Genomic DNA, 17251 nt, shown 5'->3' on the forward strand with positions numbered 1-17251 from the left:
TGACGTCTTTAAAGTCAGGCGTCAGATTACGCAATCCCCCTCAAACGCTCCACGGTTTCCCGCGATGAACCATTTTTTTGCCCGGCATTTTCCGCCGCGCGACAACGCCGCTCATCGGCAATACATGGACGACACGGATTCGAGGGAAACGACGCGATGGGATTCGCCGAGCGGGGCCGAAGGCCCCGGCAGCGGCCATCAGTCTCTTTCGAGCAGGCGCCGCATGGCAAGGCGCACGTAGGGATCGCTACTGTCCTCGTGCGCCGTCGCATAGCCATGCCACGACGGATCATCGAGGACTTTCAGACAGATTGCCTTCAGTTCGGGCGCGCGATCGTCGGGCAATCCGTTCACGATCTGCCACGCATCGTGCGGACGCCCGCGCACCAACGCGATCGTCACGGCGAACACGTGCACCTCGCGCGTTTCGGGGTAGACATCGTGCATGCGCGCCAGCAGCGCCTCGGCCTCGTCCAGCTCGTTGGCCTCGATATGCTCGATGATCGCCTGCGCGATGGCCGGCGCATCGGCCGGCAGTTCGGTAAGAAGCTCCATCATGCTCGTCACCGTCCGTGCATCAGGCTGCGCCCGTGCCTGAGGTCAGCGTTCGCACCGCCTCCTTGCCGCCCGCCAACGCGAGCGCGGTAGCGGCGCCCTCCGGCGTCAGGTTTTCCGCGAGCGCCGTGCCGCCCTCGAGCGCCTCGAGCCCGCCCTTCGCAATGGCCCCCGCCCCCGCAAGGGCTTCCTTCGGGTTGCCGCTCAGCAGCCCCTTGCCGAACGTCGCCGCGCCGTGCAGCGCGTTGCCGACACCATTGAGGACACCCCCGGCAGCCTTGGTGACATCCCCGACTACGCTCTTCACAATATTGCCGATGAAGCTCATTCGTTTTCTCCTTGATCGTGAACGAAACGCGCGTTCGATGAAACGCGCGACACCGAACCGCGTGAAGGCGGCCCTCGTTCCAATCTAATGAATGCGGATGCGAAAGCGTTCGCGCGCGCGAAGCCGCACCGCGAAAACCGAATGAGCGACACCCGCGAGCCGGCTCGGCGGCATGCCGCCGCGAACCCGCTTCGCCAATCCGGACGATGCTTCGCGCGGTTCACGGGAGTGTCATGACCGGCCCGCACAGTCCAGTCCATCTTGTCTCCTGGTCGAGAACATCATGGCGCCCCCACCCAAGCTCCAGTTCCGGTCGCATGCGATCGAATCCGCCGCCCTCACCCGCACGCCGAGCGACCCCGGCCCCTCCACGGGAGCGAAACCCGCGCCGGCGCCGACCCGGCGCGCAAGTGCCGGCGCGCTCATGGACGAACTCGGCAGCCTCGGCAAGCGCCCGTGCGCGGAAGGCCCGCCCGCCGCGCCCGCCGCGCCCGCTGCGCCCGCTGCTCCCCGGCCCGCGGCGGCTATCGCGGCGCAGAAGCCCGGGGTGGACGACATCGGCGCATTCGTGCCGGGTGCCGGCGGCAAGGGCCGGCGCTTCGCCGATTTCGCGCACGCGATGGGCGTCAACCGCAAAGGCATGACGTTGACGGCCTTCGCCGCCAAGCGGCCCGCGAAAGACGGCCTGAACGGCGCATCGACGGCCGCGCACGGACAGTTCGGCTACGACGCGGCGCCCGCCACCGACCTCGTGAACGCGCTGGCCTCGGGCTCGAACGCCGCCGCCGCGCATTCGATTCATAGCCGTTACGAAAACAAGGTCAAGGCGATGCTCGCCGCCGACGTCGAACGCTTCGAGCACCCCGAAAAATGCCCGCCGGGCGCGCCGATCCCCAACCGGGTCGACAACCTGCTGCTGACGAAAAACAGCAACGGAGAATGGCAATACGACAAAGGCAAGCTCTCGCGCATTGCGCGAGACGACGCGCATCCGCTCACGCAGCATGCCCGCGACGTATTGACCGCCATGAGCATCGCGGAGAACAAGGGCAAACAACGTAACGGCGCGCTCTACCAGTCGGTCACGTCCGCCATCGGCCTGACGGCAAGCGGGCTGCTCATAGGCGGCTCGCACGGCGCGCTGGCGCCGCTCGCGGCATCCGGGCACCTGACCAACGCGGTCAAGGAAGCGCTCGATTTGAAGAAGCCGTTTGTCGAAGGACGGCAAAACCTGCGCAATGCGAAGGCCGCCACGATTCAACGCTACGTCGACACGGTATTGGCCCCGCACGACTACACGGGTCAGACGCGGGACGAGCGCCTGCGCGCGGCGCTGCAAACGAGCCGTGCGAAGATCGTCGATCTGCGCGCCATGGAGGCGCGGCCGGAGGACGAAGGCCTGCCCGCGGACTTGCGCAGCCCGCAGGCGCAGGCGGGTATCTATGCGTCGCTCTACGACGACGCACGCCGCTATGCCAACGGCACGACGTCGTTCGGCAAGCGCCTGATCTCGGGCATGCACGCCGAAGACAAGGCGAAGGTACACAAGGATGCCGAGCGCGACATCGTGGTCAAGCACATTCTGTCGATGGTCACCCGGAGCATCGGGCGCCTCGATCCAGCCTCGCTTGCGGCGCTCGCGGGTGCCGACATGGCAGTCGATGCATCAGGCTCGCAACGCGCCAGGCAAGCGCTCGCGATCGTGGCCAACCATCCGCGCGCGAGCCGCAATCGGGATCTGATCGCCGCGCACACGCTACTGACGGACAGCGGCATTCCGAAGGGCGAAGCGGCGCTGCTGCTTTCGCAGCTTGCTCGCGCGCGGCGCGAAAAACCGCAAGAAGCGCCGGCGCCGCGCGATACATCGGCTTCCAGCCGGAGCGCCGCCCCGCTGACCGAAAGCGAGCGGCTCAAACAGATCGCCAACATCATCGGGCAGCCCGGCCTCACGGCAACCGCCGCCAAGACGGCGGAGGACGCCATCAAGAAAAACCTCGGGCTGAGGTCTTGACGCGCGGCGCGGCGTCAGGCGCAATAGCGACGCCGTCGCCGCGGCACGCAGTCGGCGATTGATTTGCCGGTTCGCGGCACTCGACGAAACTTCGGAATGCGCGGGCTGTCCTCCACCGTGCGCGCTTACCGTGAAGCGGGGTGGCCGTCATCGCCGTCCATGCCGCCATGACCTTCACTGCGAAAGGGAGAACCGATCATGCGATTCGCGTTCGCCGGCTTCGATCGCTGGCGCGTCGTCTTCGACGCGTTCGTGGCCGCCGGCTGGGAGCCCGTGGCGCTCTACTCGATTCCGGTCGACAACCGGCTCGACTTCAATAGCGAGCTCGTCGAGCGCGCGGACAAGCTGCGCATTCCGGTGCAACTGTCACGCATCGACGAAGACGATCTGCGCTGGCTCGCCGAACGGCAATGCGAGGCGCTGATCGTGGCCGGCTACAACTGGAAGATTCCGGCGTGGCAACCCTATCTGCGCCATGCGGCGAACTTTCATCCGTCACCGCTGCCCGACGGGCGCGGCCCGTACCCGGCCATGCGCGCCATCCTCGAGGGGCGGCGCGAGTGGGGCATCAGTTGCCATCGAATCGATGCCGATTTCGATACCGGGGACATCATCGATTCCGAATGCTTTCCGCTCGATGCCGACGAATGGCACGAGACGCTGCAACTGAAGCTGCTGATGGCCGCCCGTCGGCTGGCCACGCGCGGGGCCAGCGACTTCGATCGGCTCTGGAACGAACGGCGTCCGCAAGGCGCGGGCAGCTACTGGCCGCGCCTTGCCGATGCCGAGCGCACGATCGATTTCGCGCGGCCCGTGGCCGAGGTGATGCGCGTCGTGCGGGCCTGCGGGAACGTCGAATCGATCGCGCCGCTCTTCGGCACGACCGTCCACGTGCGGCGCGCCACCGCGTGGCAGGAAGCACACACGTACGAGCCCGGGCAGATCGTGCATCAGTACCGGCGCTGGGTCGTGGTCGCCGCGCAGGACGGCTTCGTCGCGTTGCTCGAATGGAGCCCGCTGAACGCGTCCCTTCGTCAGCAGATGGGGGGCTGAATCCGGACATCGGTTGAGCCGGTAAACAACGAAGCGGCCGCGCTGCGGTGTTTCGCAGCGCGGCCGCCGATTGTCGTCGATTGTCGCTTCCTGCAGCCCCCGATCGGTGGCCGCTCGGGTCGCCGATCGGGATGATCGCCGGAACGGCCGGCGACGTTACTTCGTGCTGACGCCGGCGATCGTACCCGTGTGAATGCCGGTGATGTTCTCGAAGGCGACCGCGGCGCGCGTCTTGCCCGGCGTCAGCACGTTCGCGCCGCCCAGCGCATCCGACAGCGCCTTGCTCGCGTCGTGGCTGATCTTGCCGCCGCCATGCGCGTTCGCCGTCTGCTGCAGTTGCGCGCCGATCGCCGCCGCATCCGACTGGCTCAGCTTGCCCGACTTCACCGCGTTGGCGAGCGTCTTCGCCGCGGCATTGCCGTCGCCGTGCGACAACGCGCTTTCCATGGCCTGGAAGTCGGCGCCATCCTGCGCGTTGAAGTTGGCCAGCGCCTTGCCTTCATCGGCCATCTGCAGCGACTTGCCGTCCTTCAAGAGGTCGCCCGTACCGGGCGTGAAGCCTGCCGTCGCGCCCGTCGTCGGCAAGCCACCCGTCGTCGGCAGCGTATTGGTGTTCGCCGGAAAACCGCCCGTGCCGGGCAAGCCGCCGGTCGTCCCCGGCTGCGCCGCCGCGCCGCCCGCGCCACCCGTTGCGTTGCCCGCCGCGCCGAGTCCGCCTTGAGCCGCCCATTGGAAATTGCCGACCGCGGACTTGCCGTCGGTGCCCGCCACGTCGTGCGTGTCGATCTGCTGGTAGGCACTCGGGTTCGCGAGCATGGTCTGCGCCGCTTGCTGCACCGTGGGCGGCGTGCCGCCGTCGGCGTTCGTCGCGAGTTTGTACATCGTGTTCGGGTCCGACGCGTTGATGCCATGCTGCCCCATGTACGAGGCCAGCACGCCCGCCGCGTTTTGCACCGTCATCCCCCCGGTGCCGCCCGGCATGGCGCCTGCGCCCCCCATGCCGCCGGGCGTCGCTCCCACACCACCGGGCGTTGCCCCCATACCGCCGGGCATTGCGCCCGCGCCGCCACCGGGCATGCCGCCGGCGCCGCCCGCACCGCCCGGCATGCCGCCGGCCTGCCCGTTCTGCCCGTTCTGCCCGCTCTGCATCTGCTTGAGCAACTGGCTGATGAGGCCGATGAGATCCTTGAGCACGTCCTGCGTCGAGCCCGTCGAGGCACCGTTGGTCAGCCGTTGCAGGTAGCTCGCCGGATCGGTGGGGTAGGTGGTCATATTCGGAACGTTCAGATTCATGATGTTTTCTTCCTGTCGGGTAAGTGTTTGCGTGACCGTGGGTACTACGAAGCAAAGTCAGTCTAGGTTGCTGTCGCTGCTACAAGCGCACCGATGCGAAGGCTGCAATCGAAATGCGAATCGCCCGGCGCGCGGAAAACGTGAAAACGGATGCTCATGCGCGGACCCACGTCATCGACGCGGAGAATCCGCCGTTGTCGGCCGGCACGCCGTGCGTGCTCGCCGGTGCGTCGGTGGACGCAGGCGCTTGAACGCCGACGTCGAGCTTGGCGGCACGCTCGAGCAGACGCGCGCCGATTTTCGCGCCCTCGATGCTTTCGCGTTGGTCGGCCGCGCTGAGCGCATAGCTGTGCCACAGCGGGTCTTCGAGGCCGAACAGACACACCGCCATCAGTGCGGTATGAAGCCCCGAGCGCTTCGCTTCGGTGTCGTCGTCTTCGAGCACGCGGCGCGCGTCTCCCCATGCCTGGCGCCGGACGTAGCGCCACGCGGCGACCGTCCCCGCCCCGGGCCATTTCGGCCAAAGCACGCGGATCGCTTCGAGGAGATCCTCGAAGTCGGCTTCGTCGTCGAGCTGCGAAGCCGTCCACAGCACCTTGGTTAGGCCGCCGGCAATCTCGTCCCTGCATCCTGTGTAAGTCACGATGTCCTCGTCTGCTGGAGTGCTGCAATCAAAAAGCGCACGGCGGCGCCGCGCACAGCCGTGCCGCGCTTGCTGCCGGCTCGTGCGGTGGACGTCCCCTGGCGGTTAGTCTCTTGTATCGGGTCGGCTTTCGCCGACGCGATGCGAACGGAACGATCGGGATGCGAAGCGAGCACGGAGAAGAAAACCGACCGCGGCGATGGGATCGATCGGTGCGATAGGCCGGATCGTTCGCCGTGTATCGAAACGCGGAGGATTTGCTCGATGCTCGGCGTCGAAGAAGGTCCGCCATCGGTCGATACACCCCGGCCATCGGCCAGGCTGTGCCCGTCGAATCGCCACCGGCGACCGATGCAGCGTCCGCAGGCAGTCGGCTCCTGAAATGGAGCGATCACCACGGACAGGAGGCGCAGTCCATGATGTCAGGATGAGCAAGTGCAGAACGCTCGCAGCCCGCCGGGGCCGTTGCTTCAGTTCACGGATGAACGCTGGCGGTTCTTCCCAAGGAAGCGCTGGATGATTGCTTGACGTGCGAACGCTGCTTCGAGCGTGGCAACACAAGCTGTAGATGATCGACGTACCGCGCCGGATTCGCGCCGGTGCGATGGCCCAAGACCATTTCGGCGTCGAGTATTGCGTTGATACGGCCGCGTACGCGACGGGCGGTTTCTGGCTTCTTCGTCCATATCGCTTGGAGCCGCAGAAGCCGCCGGAATGCGCGCAAAGCCATGACTGGCGGAAGGCAGCAGGAGTCGAACCTACCCAGGAGTGTCTGACACCCCCAACTGGATTTGAAGTCCAGCCGTACCACCGGATACGAATGCCTTCCGTGGGAAAAAGAAACCGAAGAACGACGAGCGCCTACGCCTGAATACCCACCCAACCGCTATCAGGCCGCAGGTAGTGAAGATCGCGGTGGAAGCGAGTATACCCAACCCGATCGAAGAACTCGAGAATCTGGATCGCGCGCTTGCGACCGAGCCCCGTCGCATCGCGGAACGTCGCCGCATCGAGCCCGCCGCCGCGCGACGGCGCGAGATGCGCGACCAGTTCCGCCAGTTCGCGCGCGACGTCGGCATGATAGAACAGGTCGCGCACGACCTGCTGCACGTCGCCGCGCCGTGCGAGCTTGCGCAACAGCGCGCGCACCGCGTCCTCGGCCGCGCCCGTGTCGCGCGCCAGGTCGCGCACCCACGGCGGATCGAAGCGCCCCGCGTGAATCAGCGGCAGCAGTTGCCGCGCCAGCGCTTCCTCGCGCGGCTCGAGGCTCACCGAATGCGACGGCAGATGCAGCCACGGCCCGCTGCGCACGACTTCGCCGCCGGACACCAGCACGTCGACGAGCGCGCGCCACAGCGCATCGCCAGCGAGCGGCGCAGCCATCCGCCGCAGGCGCGCGGCGTCGAGCCCCTGCTCGTCGGGCATGCGCTCGTGGTACGCACGCAGCGTCTCGACCGCCCGCGTCTGCAACGCACGCCAGTGCGCATGCGAAATCACCGCGCCTTCGTTCGACGCGGCATCGCGTCGCCCGATCGCCAGCGCATCGCCGGGCAACGCCAGCACATTCGGCGCGAACCCCGTCAGATGCGTGAGCGTCGCGCGCGCGATGCCGAGCGGCGCCTGCGCGAGCAGCGCATCGACGCGCCCTTCGTCGAGCCACGCCGCGAGCGCATCGAGCCACGCGCGACGCGCAGGCGTGCGGCGCTTGCGGGCCGGCCCGAACGGATCGAGCACCCGGCCGCCGCCGACGGTGCGCGTCGCCTGCGGATTGCGGACGATGAAGCGGTCGCCCGGCAGCGCGAACACGGGCTCGTCGAACACCAGTTGCACGCGCATCCGCTGGCCGGCCGCGAGCGTGTCGCCGTCGAGCAGCGCGACGTGGGCCACGCGATGCAGCGTGCCGAGATGCACATGCAGCGGCGCCCAGTGGGTCAGCGTCAGCCCGGCGTCCGCGAGCAGCGTCAGCTCGACGTCCAGGCGCGGCGACGTCGCGACGAGCCGCGCGTCGGCGACGGTGTCGCCACGCTCGACGTCGGCCTTGTCGACGCCGGCCAGGTTCAGCGCGCAACGCTCGCCCGCGCGGCCGCCCTCGACCGGCCGGTTCTGCGCATGGATGCTGCGCACGCGGGCCGCGCCGCCCGTGCGCACGATCGCGAGCGTGTCGCCCGTCGCGACGCGGCCCGCGAACGCGGTACCCGTCACGACAGTGCCCTGCCCGGCAAGCGTAAACACGCGATCGACCGCGAGCCGGAACAGCCCGTCGTCGCGACGCGCGCGCCACGCGATCGCCGCGTCGGCGAGGTGCTGCTTCAACGCGGCGACGCCCGGATCGTCGGCCACGGTCGCACGCGTTTCGAAGATCGGCGCGCCGGCCAATGTCGAGTCGTGCAGCCACGCGGCGATCTCGTCGCGCACCTCGGCGACGCGCGCGGCATCGACGCGATCGCATTTCGTCAGCGCGACGGCGCCATGCGTGACGGCGAGCAGTTGCAGGATCGCGAGATGCTCGCGCGTCTGCGGCATCACGCCGTCGTCGGCGGCAATCACGAGCAGCGCGAAGTCGATCCCGCACGCGCCGGCCGCCATCGTATGAATCAGTTTCTCGTGGCCCGGCACGTCGATCAGGCCAAGCACGTCGCCGTTGTCGAGCGGCGTATACGCGTAGCCGAGTTCGATCGAAATGCCGCGCGCCTTCTCTTCCTTCAGGCGATCGGTGTCGACGCCCGTCAGCGCACGCACGAGCGTGGTCTTGCCGTGGTCGATGTGTCCCGCGGTCCCGACGATCATGCGGCGGGCCCCGCGAGCGGCGCGCATTGCGCGACGAACGCCGCTTCGTCGGCCGCTTCGAGGCAGCGCAGGTCGAGCCGCAGCGCATTGTCGGCGATGCGGCCGATCACCGGGCGCGGCCATTCGCGCAGCCGCTTCTCGAGCTGCGCGAGCGTGCGGCCGCTGCGCTTGCCGTCCGCCGAGCGCACCACGAGCCCGGCGCTCGGCAACTGGTCGACCGGCAGCGCGCCGCTGCCGATCTGGCTGAACATCGGCTCGACGGTCACGTCGAAACCGCTGCCGAACGCAGCCTGCAACGCGGGGCGCACGCGTTCGGCAGCGTCGGCTATCTCGCACTGCGGGCGCGTCAGCAGGCGCAGCGTCGTGAGCCGGTCGCGCAGGAATTCGGGCGACTGATACAGGCGCAGCACCGGTTCGAGCGCCGCGAGCGTCAGCTTGCCGACGCGCAGCGCACGCTTGAGCGGATGCTTCTTGATCTTCGCGATGAGCGCGCGATCGCCGACGATCAGGCCGGCCTGCGGGCCGCCGAGCAGCTTGTCGCCGCTGAACGTGACAACGTTTGCGCCGGCGGCGACGGTTTCCTGCACGGTCGTCTCGTGCGGCAGGCCCCATTGCGACAGGTCGGCCAGCGTGCCGCTGCCGAGATCGACGGCGACCGGCACGCCGTGCTCGCGCGCGAGCGGCGCGAGTTCGGCGAGCGTCGCCTCCTTCGTGAAGCCGCTGATCGCGTAGTTGCTGCAGTGCACCTTCATCAACAGCGCCGTGCGCGGGCCGATCGCGTCCGCGTAGTCGCGCAGATGCGTGCGATTGGTCGTGCCGACTTCGCGCAGCTTCGCACCGGCGCGGCTCATGATGTCGGGAATGCGGAATGCCCCGCCGATCTCGACCAGCTCGCCGCGCGACACGACGACTTCCCGCTTCGTCGCGAGCGCCGACAGCGTCAGCAGCACGGCCGCCGCGTTGTTGTTGACGACGGTCGCGGCTTCCGCGCCCGTCAGTTCGCACAGCAGAGCGTCGATCAGGTCGTCGCGATCGCCGCGGCGGCCGGTGGCGAGATCGAATTCGAGGTTGACGGGCCGCGTGAGCACGTCGACCACCGCGCGCACCGCGTCGTCGGGCAGCAGCGCGCGCCCGAGGTTCGTGTGCAGCACGGTGCCTGTCAGATTGAACACGGTCCGCACCGCGCCCGCGCTCTGCGCGGCCAGCGTATGCGCGACGGCAGCGGCGATGCGCGGCTCGTCGAGCGGCTCGGCCGCGGCGGGGTCGTGCTGCGCGGCCGTGCGCCAGCGTGCCAGTTCGGCCCGCACGGCATTCAGCACGCGCGTGCGGCCATAGTCGGCGACGAGCGGCTGCAGCGGCGCCGACGACAGCACGCGCTCGACCGACGGCACACGCGCCAGCACGGCATTCAATTCATTCACACCCGGTTCGGTCACGTCGTTATCGCTCCAGTCTCATGCTTCGCAATCGGCCGGGGCCGACGCTCGCGCACCGCCCCGGCCCGTGCCTTCAGTCCGCTTCCCGCGACACGTCCGGCCACAGCAGCGGGTTCGGCGAACTGCGCTGGTAGCCGGCCTCGTTCATCAGCAGGTCGAGCGTGAGGCTCGCGAGATCGTCCGCCAGCGGCTCGAACTCGTAGTCCTTCTCCTGATAGCCGATCTTGCGATAGGTCTTGCATTCGTCGCACGATTCGGCCTTGACGGCTTCGCTGCCGCCTTCGATCCCGTGATACGCGATGCCCTTCGTCGAATCGCAGTGCGAGCACTTGGTGCGCACCATGTGCCACTCGGTCGTGCACAGCCCGCACTGCAGGAAACGGTAGCCCTGATACTGGCCGCCGACCCGCACGACGCTCGCAACCGGATGCGTGCCGCACACCGGGCACAGCCCTGGCTGGTCGAGATACGGAACGTCGGTCGGCGTCACGCGGCTCGCGAGGTCCGTCCACACGACCTGCAGCGCGGCCATCAGGAACGGCGCGGTGGCCGGGTCGACTTCGGCGAAGCGCAGCGCGAGGATCGCGTCGGCCTGCGCGTCGAGCTCGGCGGGCGCCATCAGCCGCAGCCGGTCGAGCAGCTTCGCCAACTGCGGATTGACGAGCCCGGCGCTTTCGACGCGGTCGAGCAGTTCATACAGCACGACGCGCCAGCGCGAATCGCGCTCGCCGTGGAGCGCCGGCACGAGCGGCATCGAATGTTCCTGCGCGCGTGCGATCGCTTCCTTCGACGGCAGCGGCAGCTCCAGCGTCTGCAGCGTCGCGTGCTGCGCATCGGCGACGGTGGCCATCAGCCGCAGGTAGCCGCTGATCGGGTTCAGGTCGGCAAGCTTGCGCAGCCGCGCGGCGCGCGCCGCGAACGCGGTCGCGCGCTCCGGCAGACGAAAGCGCGGAATGGCCGAATGATCGAGTGCCGAGATCTCGGTCGGCTCCAGAATGCGTTGTGTCACGAAAATATCTTCCAAGGGGGCTGTTTGCGCATGGAACGCGCATGCGTTGCCACGAGAAGGGCCGCTCGCGAGGCGCGCGACGCAGCGAATACTGGCGTATTCGCAAGGAGCGCAACGTGGCGAGCGGCCCTTCTCGTGGCAACCCGTGTCTAATTATCCATTTTAGGGGAATGCCCGAAATCGCCCACAGGGCGGCGTCGCTCGTCACTTGTTTGGCTCGGCCAAACGGCGCTCCTCGCTCCTTGCCCTGCGAGCGATTTCGGGCATTCGCATGCGCGTTCCATGCGCAAACAGCCCCCAAACTAAGCGCCGACGAATCGGCGCTCTCAGGCGATTCCGACGGTTGGCGGAACAGCACGCCGCAATCGGCGTACCGCCCCGCTCCGCTGCGTTACTTCACGCTTTCACGGAACCACTTCGGGTGATGCTTGCGGGCCCAGCCCAGCGTGACGGTGCCGCGCACCATCGCGCCGATCGAACCCTTCACCCACAACGCCGCGTAAATGTGCACGATGATGCTCGCGATCAGCACGAAGGCCGCCACGGCATGCACGACAGCGGCCGCGCGGATCACCCCGATCGGGAAGTAGAACGAGAAGTAGCGCCGCCAGATCACGATGCCCGACAGCAGGAGCAGCAGCAGGCAGGCCACCAGCGTGAAGAATAGCAGCTTCTGTCCGGCGTTATAGCGCCCGACCGGCGGCAGCTTGTCTTCCTGGTTGGTCAGCACGTCGCCGATCTGCCTGAGCCACTGCCGGTCGTCCGCGTCGAGCGCATTGTGGTGCCAGAAGCGCACCACGAGAATCGCGAACGACACGAACATCACGAGACCGACGAACGGATGCAGGATCCGCGTCCACTGGCCGCCGCCGAACAGCGCGGTCAGCCAGAACATCGACGGATGGAACAGCGCGAGCCCGGACAACGCGAGCAGCACGAACGTGATCGCGGTGATCCAGTGGTTCGTGCGCTCGTTCGGCGTGTAGCGGACGATCAGGTTGGGGTCGTCGTGGTTCATTTCGCGTCCTCCTTGATGCGTCGCGCTTCGTCGCGGGCCGCGGCTTCCTCGTCGTCGGTGACCTCGTTCGGACCGACCCGCGTGTAGTGGAAGAACCCAGCCAGCGCGGTCAGCGCGAGGCCGGCGACCGCCAGCGGTTTCGCGATGCCCTTCCACAGCTTCACCATCGGGCTGATCGACGGGTTGTCGGGCAGCCCGTGATACAGCGACGGTTTGTCGGCGTGGTGCAGCACGTACATCACGTGCGTGCCGCCCACGCCTTGCGGGTCGTACAGCCCCGCATGCTCGAAGCCGCGCTCCTTCAGGTCCTCGATCCGCTCGGCCGCGTGCTGCTTCATGTCCTCCTTGGTGCCGAACACGATCGCGCCCGTCGGGCAGGTCTTCACGCAGGCCGGTTCCTGGCCGACCGCGACGCGGTCGGAACAGAGCGTGCACTTGTATGCGCGATGGTCCTTCTTCGAGATCCGCGGCACGTTGAACGGGCAACCGGTCACGCAGTAGCCGCAACCGATGCAGTTCTCCTCGTGGAAATCGACGATCCCGTTGTTGTACTGCACGATCGCGCCCGGCGACGGACACGCCTTCAGGCAGCCCGGATCCTCGCAGTGCATGCAGCCGTCCTTGCGGATCAGCCACTCGAGGTCGCCCGCCGGGTTCTCGTATTCGGAGAACCGCATGACCGTCCACGAATGCTCGGTCAGGTCGGCCGGGTTGTCGTACACGCCGACGTTGGTGCCGACCTCGTCGCGCAGGTCGTTCCACTCCATGCATGCCGTCTGGCATGCCTTGCAGCCGATGCACTTCGATACGTCGATCAGCTTCGCGACGCTCCCGGTCACCGGTTCGCGCACCGTGGGCGGTGGCGTCGTGGTGGCCGAGACCCGCTTGATATCCAGCGATTGCAATGCCATCTCTTTCCCCTTACGCCTTTTCGACCTTCACCAGGAACGACTTGAATTCCGGTGTATAGGAGTTGCCGTCGCCCACGGACGGAGTCAGGGTATTGGCGAGATAGCCGGGCTTCGTCAGGCCCTTGAAGCCCCAGTGCAACGGGACGCCGACCGTCTGGACCTTCTTGCCGTCGACCGTCAGCGGCTTGATCCGCTTCGTGACGAGGGCGACCGCGATGATGTAGCCGCGCTTGGACGACACCTTCACGCGCTCGCCATGCGCGACGCCGACTTCCTTCGCGAGGTCTTCGCCAATCTCGACGAATTGCTCGGGCTGGATGATCGAGTTCAGCCGCGCATGCTTGGTCCAGTAGTGGAAATGCTCGGTCAACCGGTACGTGGTCGCCACGTGCGGGAAGTCCGCCGCCTTGCCGAACGACGCACGATCGTCCGGGAACACGCGGGCGGCCGGGTTGTTCAGCGCCAGCGGGTTGTTCGGGTGCAGCGGGTTCGCCGCGAGCGGCGTCTCGAACGGCTCGTAGTGCTCGGGGAACGGACCTTCGTTCATCCCCGCGCGGGCGAAGAAGCGCGCGACGCCTTCCGGGTTCATGATGAACGGCGCCATCCCGTTTTCGGGCGGTTCGTCGGCCTTGAAGTCCGGCACGTCGGCGCCCTTCCACGCGCTGCCGTTCCAGCCGATCAGCTTGCGGGTCGGGTCGAACGGCTTGCCGGCGACGTCGCACGACGCGCGGTTGTACAGGATCCGCCGGTTCGCGGGCCATGCCCACGCCCAGTTCAGCGTCTGGCCGATGCCGGTCGGGTCCGAGTTGTCGCGCCGCCCCATCTGGTTGCCGGCCTGCGTCCACGCGCCGCAGAAGATCCAGCAGCCGCTCGCGGTCGTGCCGTCGTCCTTCAGTTGCGCGAACGCGGCGAGCTGCTCGCCCTTCTTCACGAGCGTCTTCGCCGGGTCCTTCGGATCGGGCAGATCGGCGAGCGCCTTCCCGTTGAACTCCATCGCCAGTTCTTCGGGCGTCGGGCTTTCCGGGTTCGCGTACGGCCAGGTCAGGTTCACGATCGGGTCCGGATACTTGCCGCCGTCCTTCTGGTACAGCTTGCGCATGCGCAGGAACAGCCCCGACATGATCTCGAGGTCGCTCCTCGCTTCGCCCGGCGGCTCCGCGCCCTTCCAGTGCCACTGCAGCACGCGGCTCGAACTGACGAGCGAGCCGTTTTCCTCTGCGAAGCAGGTGGTCGGCAGGCGGAACACCTCGGTCTGGATCTTCGACGCATCGACGTCGTTGTAGTCGCCGTGATGCTTCCAGAACTCGGACGTCTCGGTCGCGAGCGGATCCATGATCACGAGCCACTTCAGCTTCGCGAGGCCCGCCGCCGTCTTCACCTTCGACGGCGCCGCCGCGAGCGGATTGAAGCCCTGGCAGATGTAGCCGTTCATCTTGCCGGCATTCATCAGCTCGATCGCCTGCAGCAGGTCGTACTGCTTGTCCAGCTTCGGCAGGTAGTCGTACGCCCAGTTGTTCTCGGCGGTGGCCGCATCGCCCCACCACGACTTCATGAAGCTGACGTGGAATGCCTTGTAGTTCTTCCAGTAGCTGAGCTGGTTCGGCCGCAGCGGTTCCTGCACGCGCTTCTTGATGTACGCGTCGAAGTCCTGCTCGGCCTGCATCGGCAGCGTCATGTAGCCCGGCAGCAGGTTCGACATCAGCCCGAGGTCGGTCAGCCCCTGGATGTTCGAGTGACCGCGCAGCGCGTTCATCCCGCCGCCGGCGATGCCGATGTTGCCGAGCAGCAGCTGCACCATCGCGCCGGTGCGGATGATCTGCGCGCCGATCGAGTGGTGCGTCCAGCCGAGCGCGTACAGCACCGTGCCGGCGCGGCCGGGAACGGCCGTGGTCGCGAGCATCTCGCACACCTTCAGGAATTTGTCCTTCGGCGTGCCGCAGACCTGCTGGACCCTCTCCGCCGTATAGCGCGCGTAGTGCTGCTTCAGCAGGTTGTAGACGCAGCGCGGATGCTGCAGCGTCGGGTCGACCTTGACGAAACCGTCGTCGCCGCGCTCGTAGTCCCAGCTCGATTTGTCCGGGTACGCGTGCTTCTCGGCGTCGTAGCCGGAATAGATGCCGTCGTTGAACGCGAAATCCTCGCGCACGATGAACGAGAAGTCCGTGTAGTTCTTCACGTACTCATGCTGGATCTTGTCGTTCGTCAGCAGATAGTTGATGACGCCGCCCAGGAAGACGATGTCGGTGCCGGTGCGGATAGGCGCGTAGTAATCGGCCACCGAGGCCGTACGCGTGAAGCGCGGGTCGACGACGATCAGCCGCGCCTTGCGGTGCGCCTTCGCCTCCGTTACCCACTTGAAACCGCACGGATGGGCCTCGGCTGCATTGCCGCCCATCACGAGAATCACGTCCGCGTTCTTGATGTCGACCCAATGGTTCGTCATCGCTCCACGGCCAAACGTCGGGGCAAGACCTGCCACCGTCGGGCCATGTCAGACACGCGCCTGATTGTCGAATGCGAGCATCCCGAGACTGCGGATGGTCTTGTGCGTCAGGTAGCCGACCTCGTTGCTGCCCGCCGAAGCCGCCAGCATGCCCGTCGTGAGCCAGCGGTTGACCTTCGCGCCGTCTTCGGCCGTCTCGACGAAGTTCGCGTCGCGGTCGGCCTTCATCAGCTTCGCGATGCGGTCGAGCGCGTCGTTCCACGAGATGGGTTCCCACTTGTCCGAGCCGGGCGCACGATACTCGGGGTGCGTCAGGCGGTTCGGGCTGTGGATGAAGTCGATCAGGCTCGCGCCCTTCGGGCACAGCGTGCCGCGATTGACCGGGTGGTCGGGATCGCCTTCGATATGGATGATGCTCGGCTGCGCGTTTTTCGCGCCGTCTCCGAGGCTGTACATCAGGATGCCGCAACCTACTGAACAGTAAGGACAGGTGTTGCGCGTTTCGACGGTGCGCGCCAGTTTGTACTGTCGGACTTCGGCCAGCGCTTCGGACGGAGAAAAGCCCATCAGGGCAAGACTCGATCCGGCAAGCGACGTGGCGGTCACCTTCAGGAACTGGCGCCGGGACATTTGTAGCATGGCGGTCTCGGCGTTATTGTGGGGTGGGGTACGACTGAAAGGAATTATAGACAGTTCAGGCAACTCTGATCGAATCCTCGGATCAATACCGATTTGTCCGACCAACCTGCGACCAACCCGCGATGATCCGCGTTCCGCGCGCAACCGAACCGTCATGAAACGACAGATCACTTCCGAAGCCACCCGTCTCGCCCAGCAGCAGGCCAACTGGGCCCTCACCGCGTTCAAGCGCTTTTCGTCCGACCGCTGCTCCGCGATGGCCGCGGGCATCGCGTTTTTCTCCGCGTTCTCGCTCGCGCCGACCCTCGTGATGGTGATCGCGGTAGCCGGCTGGTTCTACGGCGACGACGCCGCGCGCGGCCAGGTGTTCGAACAGGCGCACCAGTTGATCGGGGACGACGCGGCGGCCAGCATCCAGACGATCGTGCAGAACGCGCACCGCGCGGGCCAACGCGGCGGCCTCGCTACGCTGATCTCGTTCGCCGCGCTCGCGATCGGCGCGTCGGCCACGTTCGCGTCGCTCAGCGCCGCGCTCAGCGTGATCTGGCCGGCCACCGAAAGCCGCTGGTCGAGCATGCTCGGCCTCGTGCGCGTGCGGCTGATTTCGTTCGGGCTCGTGCTGGGCGTGGCATTCCTGCTGATCGTGTCGCTCGTGCTCGACACCGCGATCACCTTCGTCGGCACCTGGCTGCTCGGCGATTCGCCATACGTGGTCGTCACGAACCTCATCCAGTTCTTCGTCGGCATCGCGGTGCTCGCGGCCGCGTTCGCGGCGTTGATGAAATTCCTGCCGGATGCGCGCGTCGCGTGGCGCGACGCCGCGATCGGCGGCATCGTGTCCGCGATCCTGTTCTCCGGCGGCAAGAAGCTGTTCGCGCTGTATCTCGCGCATGCGGGCACCGCGAGTGCGTTCGGCGCGGCCGGATCGTTCGCGGTCCTGCTGATGTGGCTGTACTTCTCCGCGATCGTGCTGCTGCTCGGCGCGGAATTCGCGGCGGCCCGCGGCGACGCGCATCGGCCGGCCGAGCATCCGGCGCCGGCCGCGTCCGCTCAGGCAGTTCAACCCGGTCACGCCGACGATCGCCCGCGCGACGACTGATTCACCCGCCCTCTGCAAGCGGCCGC

13 protein-coding genes and 1 tRNA gene are annotated in these 17251 nt (G+C 67.2%); 3 read left to right on the top strand and 11 right to left on the bottom strand.

What is annotated here, in order from left to right; all coding sequences use genetic code 11:
• Positions 1–198: 198 nt before the first annotated feature.
• Positions 199–558 carry an HrpB1 family type III secretion system apparatus protein gene (locus J8I33_RS16325; RefSeq protein WP_124593868.1) on the bottom strand — a complete coding sequence of 120 codons (360 nt, stop codon included), beginning with the start codon at positions 556–558 and terminating at the stop codon, positions 199–201.
• 19 nt (positions 559–577) lie between these two features.
• Complete coding sequence (locus tag J8I33_RS16330; RefSeq protein WP_050011177.1) at positions 578–883, bottom strand: hypothetical protein; 306 nt, start codon at positions 881–883, stop codon at positions 578–580.
• A gap of 283 nt (positions 884–1166) precedes the next feature.
• On the opposite strand from J8I33_RS16330, the gene J8I33_RS16335 reads away from it, so the two are divergent.
• On the top strand, positions 1167–2894 hold the full coding sequence (locus J8I33_RS16335) for a hypothetical protein (protein ID WP_209938113.1): 1728 nt from the start codon (positions 1167–1169) through the stop codon (positions 2892–2894).
• Positions 2895–3092: 198 nt separating this feature from the next.
• Complete coding sequence (locus J8I33_RS16340) at positions 3093–3947, top strand: formyltransferase family protein (protein ID WP_209938117.1); 855 nt, start codon at positions 3093–3095, stop codon at positions 3945–3947.
• 156 nt (positions 3948–4103) lie between these two features.
• On the opposite strand, the gene J8I33_RS16345 is transcribed toward J8I33_RS16340, so the two are convergent.
• The 9 genes from J8I33_RS16345 to fdnG all read right to left on the bottom strand — a co-directional run bounded on the left by J8I33_RS16345 (position 4104) and on the right by fdnG (position 16126).
• Entirely contained in the window at positions 4104–5240 is a 1137-nt protein-coding gene (locus J8I33_RS16345) for a hypothetical protein (protein ID WP_209938123.1), read from the bottom strand.
• Positions 5241–5394: 154 nt separating this feature from the next.
• Positions 5395–5883: an HrpB1 family type III secretion system apparatus protein gene (locus tag J8I33_RS16350; protein ID WP_124593869.1), complete on the bottom strand. Its 489-nt coding sequence runs from the start codon at positions 5881–5883 to the stop codon at positions 5395–5397.
• Positions 5884–6616: 733 nt separating this feature from the next.
• A tRNA-Sec gene (locus tag J8I33_RS16355) sits at positions 6617–6712 on the bottom strand.
• Positions 6713–6744: 32 nt separating this feature from the next.
• Positions 6745–8670, bottom strand: a complete 1926-nt coding sequence (gene selB, locus J8I33_RS16360; protein ID WP_209938125.1) for a selenocysteine-specific translation elongation factor — start codon at positions 8668–8670, stop codon at positions 6745–6747.
• Positions 8667–10106: an L-seryl-tRNA(Sec) selenium transferase gene (gene selA, locus J8I33_RS16365; RefSeq protein ID WP_209938127.1), complete on the bottom strand. Its 1440-nt coding sequence runs from the start codon at positions 10104–10106 to the stop codon at positions 8667–8669. Before selA ends, selB begins: the two co-directional genes overlap by 4 nt.
• 73 nt (positions 10107–10179) lie before the next feature.
• Positions 10180–11115, bottom strand: coding sequence for a formate dehydrogenase accessory protein FdhE (fdhE, locus tag J8I33_RS16370; protein ID WP_209938141.1), 936 nt, complete (start codon positions 11113–11115; stop codon positions 10180–10182).
• A gap of 391 nt (positions 11116–11506) precedes the next feature.
• Positions 11507–12133, bottom strand: a complete 627-nt coding sequence (locus J8I33_RS16375; protein WP_089489179.1) for a formate dehydrogenase subunit gamma — start codon at positions 12131–12133, stop codon at positions 11507–11509.
• Entirely contained in the window at positions 12130–13044 is a 915-nt protein-coding gene (fdxH, locus tag J8I33_RS16380; RefSeq protein WP_059783956.1) for a formate dehydrogenase subunit beta, read from the bottom strand. The genes J8I33_RS16375 and fdxH overlap by 4 nt, the downstream gene beginning before the upstream one ends.
• 10 nt (positions 13045–13054) lie before the next feature.
• The gene (fdnG, locus tag J8I33_RS16385; RefSeq protein WP_148093084.1) at positions 13055–16126 is read right to left on the bottom strand and encodes a formate dehydrogenase-N subunit alpha; all 3072 of its coding nucleotides are present in this window, start codon (positions 16124–16126) and stop codon (positions 13055–13057) included.
• Between the two features lie 154 nt (positions 16127–16280).
• On the opposite strand from fdnG, the gene J8I33_RS16390 reads away from it, so the two are divergent.
• On the top strand, positions 16281–17225 hold the full coding sequence (locus J8I33_RS16390) for a YihY/virulence factor BrkB family protein (protein ID WP_124651333.1): 945 nt from the start codon (positions 16281–16283) through the stop codon (positions 17223–17225).
• Positions 17226–17251 lie beyond the last annotated feature (26 nt).

The organism is Burkholderia sp. AcTa6-5, assembly GCF_017815075.1.
Classification (GTDB): Bacteria; Pseudomonadota; Gammaproteobacteria; order Burkholderiales; family Burkholderiaceae; genus Burkholderia; species Burkholderia sola.

What these genes read in the sequence shown, in the direction of transcription:
- J8I33_RS16325 (WP_124593868.1), bottom strand. Translation starts at nt 558, where the DNA reads ATGATGGAGCTTCTTACCGAACTGCCGGCCGATGCGCCGGCCATCGCG.
- J8I33_RS16330 (WP_050011177.1), bottom strand. Translation starts at nt 883, where the DNA reads ATGAGCTTCATCGGCAATATTGTGAAGAGCGTAGTCGGGGATGTCACC.
- J8I33_RS16335 (WP_209938113.1), top strand. Translation starts at nt 1,167, where the DNA reads ATGGCGCCCCCACCCAAGCTCCAGTTCCGGTCGCATGCGATCGAATCC.
- J8I33_RS16340 (WP_209938117.1), top strand. Translation starts at nt 3,093, where the DNA reads ATGCGATTCGCGTTCGCCGGCTTCGATCGCTGGCGCGTCGTCTTCGAC.
- J8I33_RS16345 (WP_209938123.1), bottom strand. Translation starts at nt 5,240, where the DNA reads ATGAATCTGAACGTTCCGAATATGACCACCTACCCCACCGATCCGGCG.
- selB (WP_209938125.1), bottom strand. Translation starts at nt 8,670, where the DNA reads ATGATCGTCGGGACCGCGGGACACATCGACCACGGCAAGACCACGCTC.
- J8I33_RS16375 (WP_089489179.1), bottom strand. Translation starts at nt 12,133, where the DNA reads ATGAACCACGACGACCCCAACCTGATCGTCCGCTACACGCCGAACGAG.
- fdxH (WP_059783956.1), bottom strand. Translation starts at nt 13,044, where the DNA reads ATGGCATTGCAATCGCTGGATATCAAGCGGGTCTCGGCCACCACGACG.
- J8I33_RS16390 (WP_124651333.1), top strand. Translation starts at nt 16,281, where the DNA reads ATGAAACGACAGATCACTTCCGAAGCCACCCGTCTCGCCCAGCAGCAG.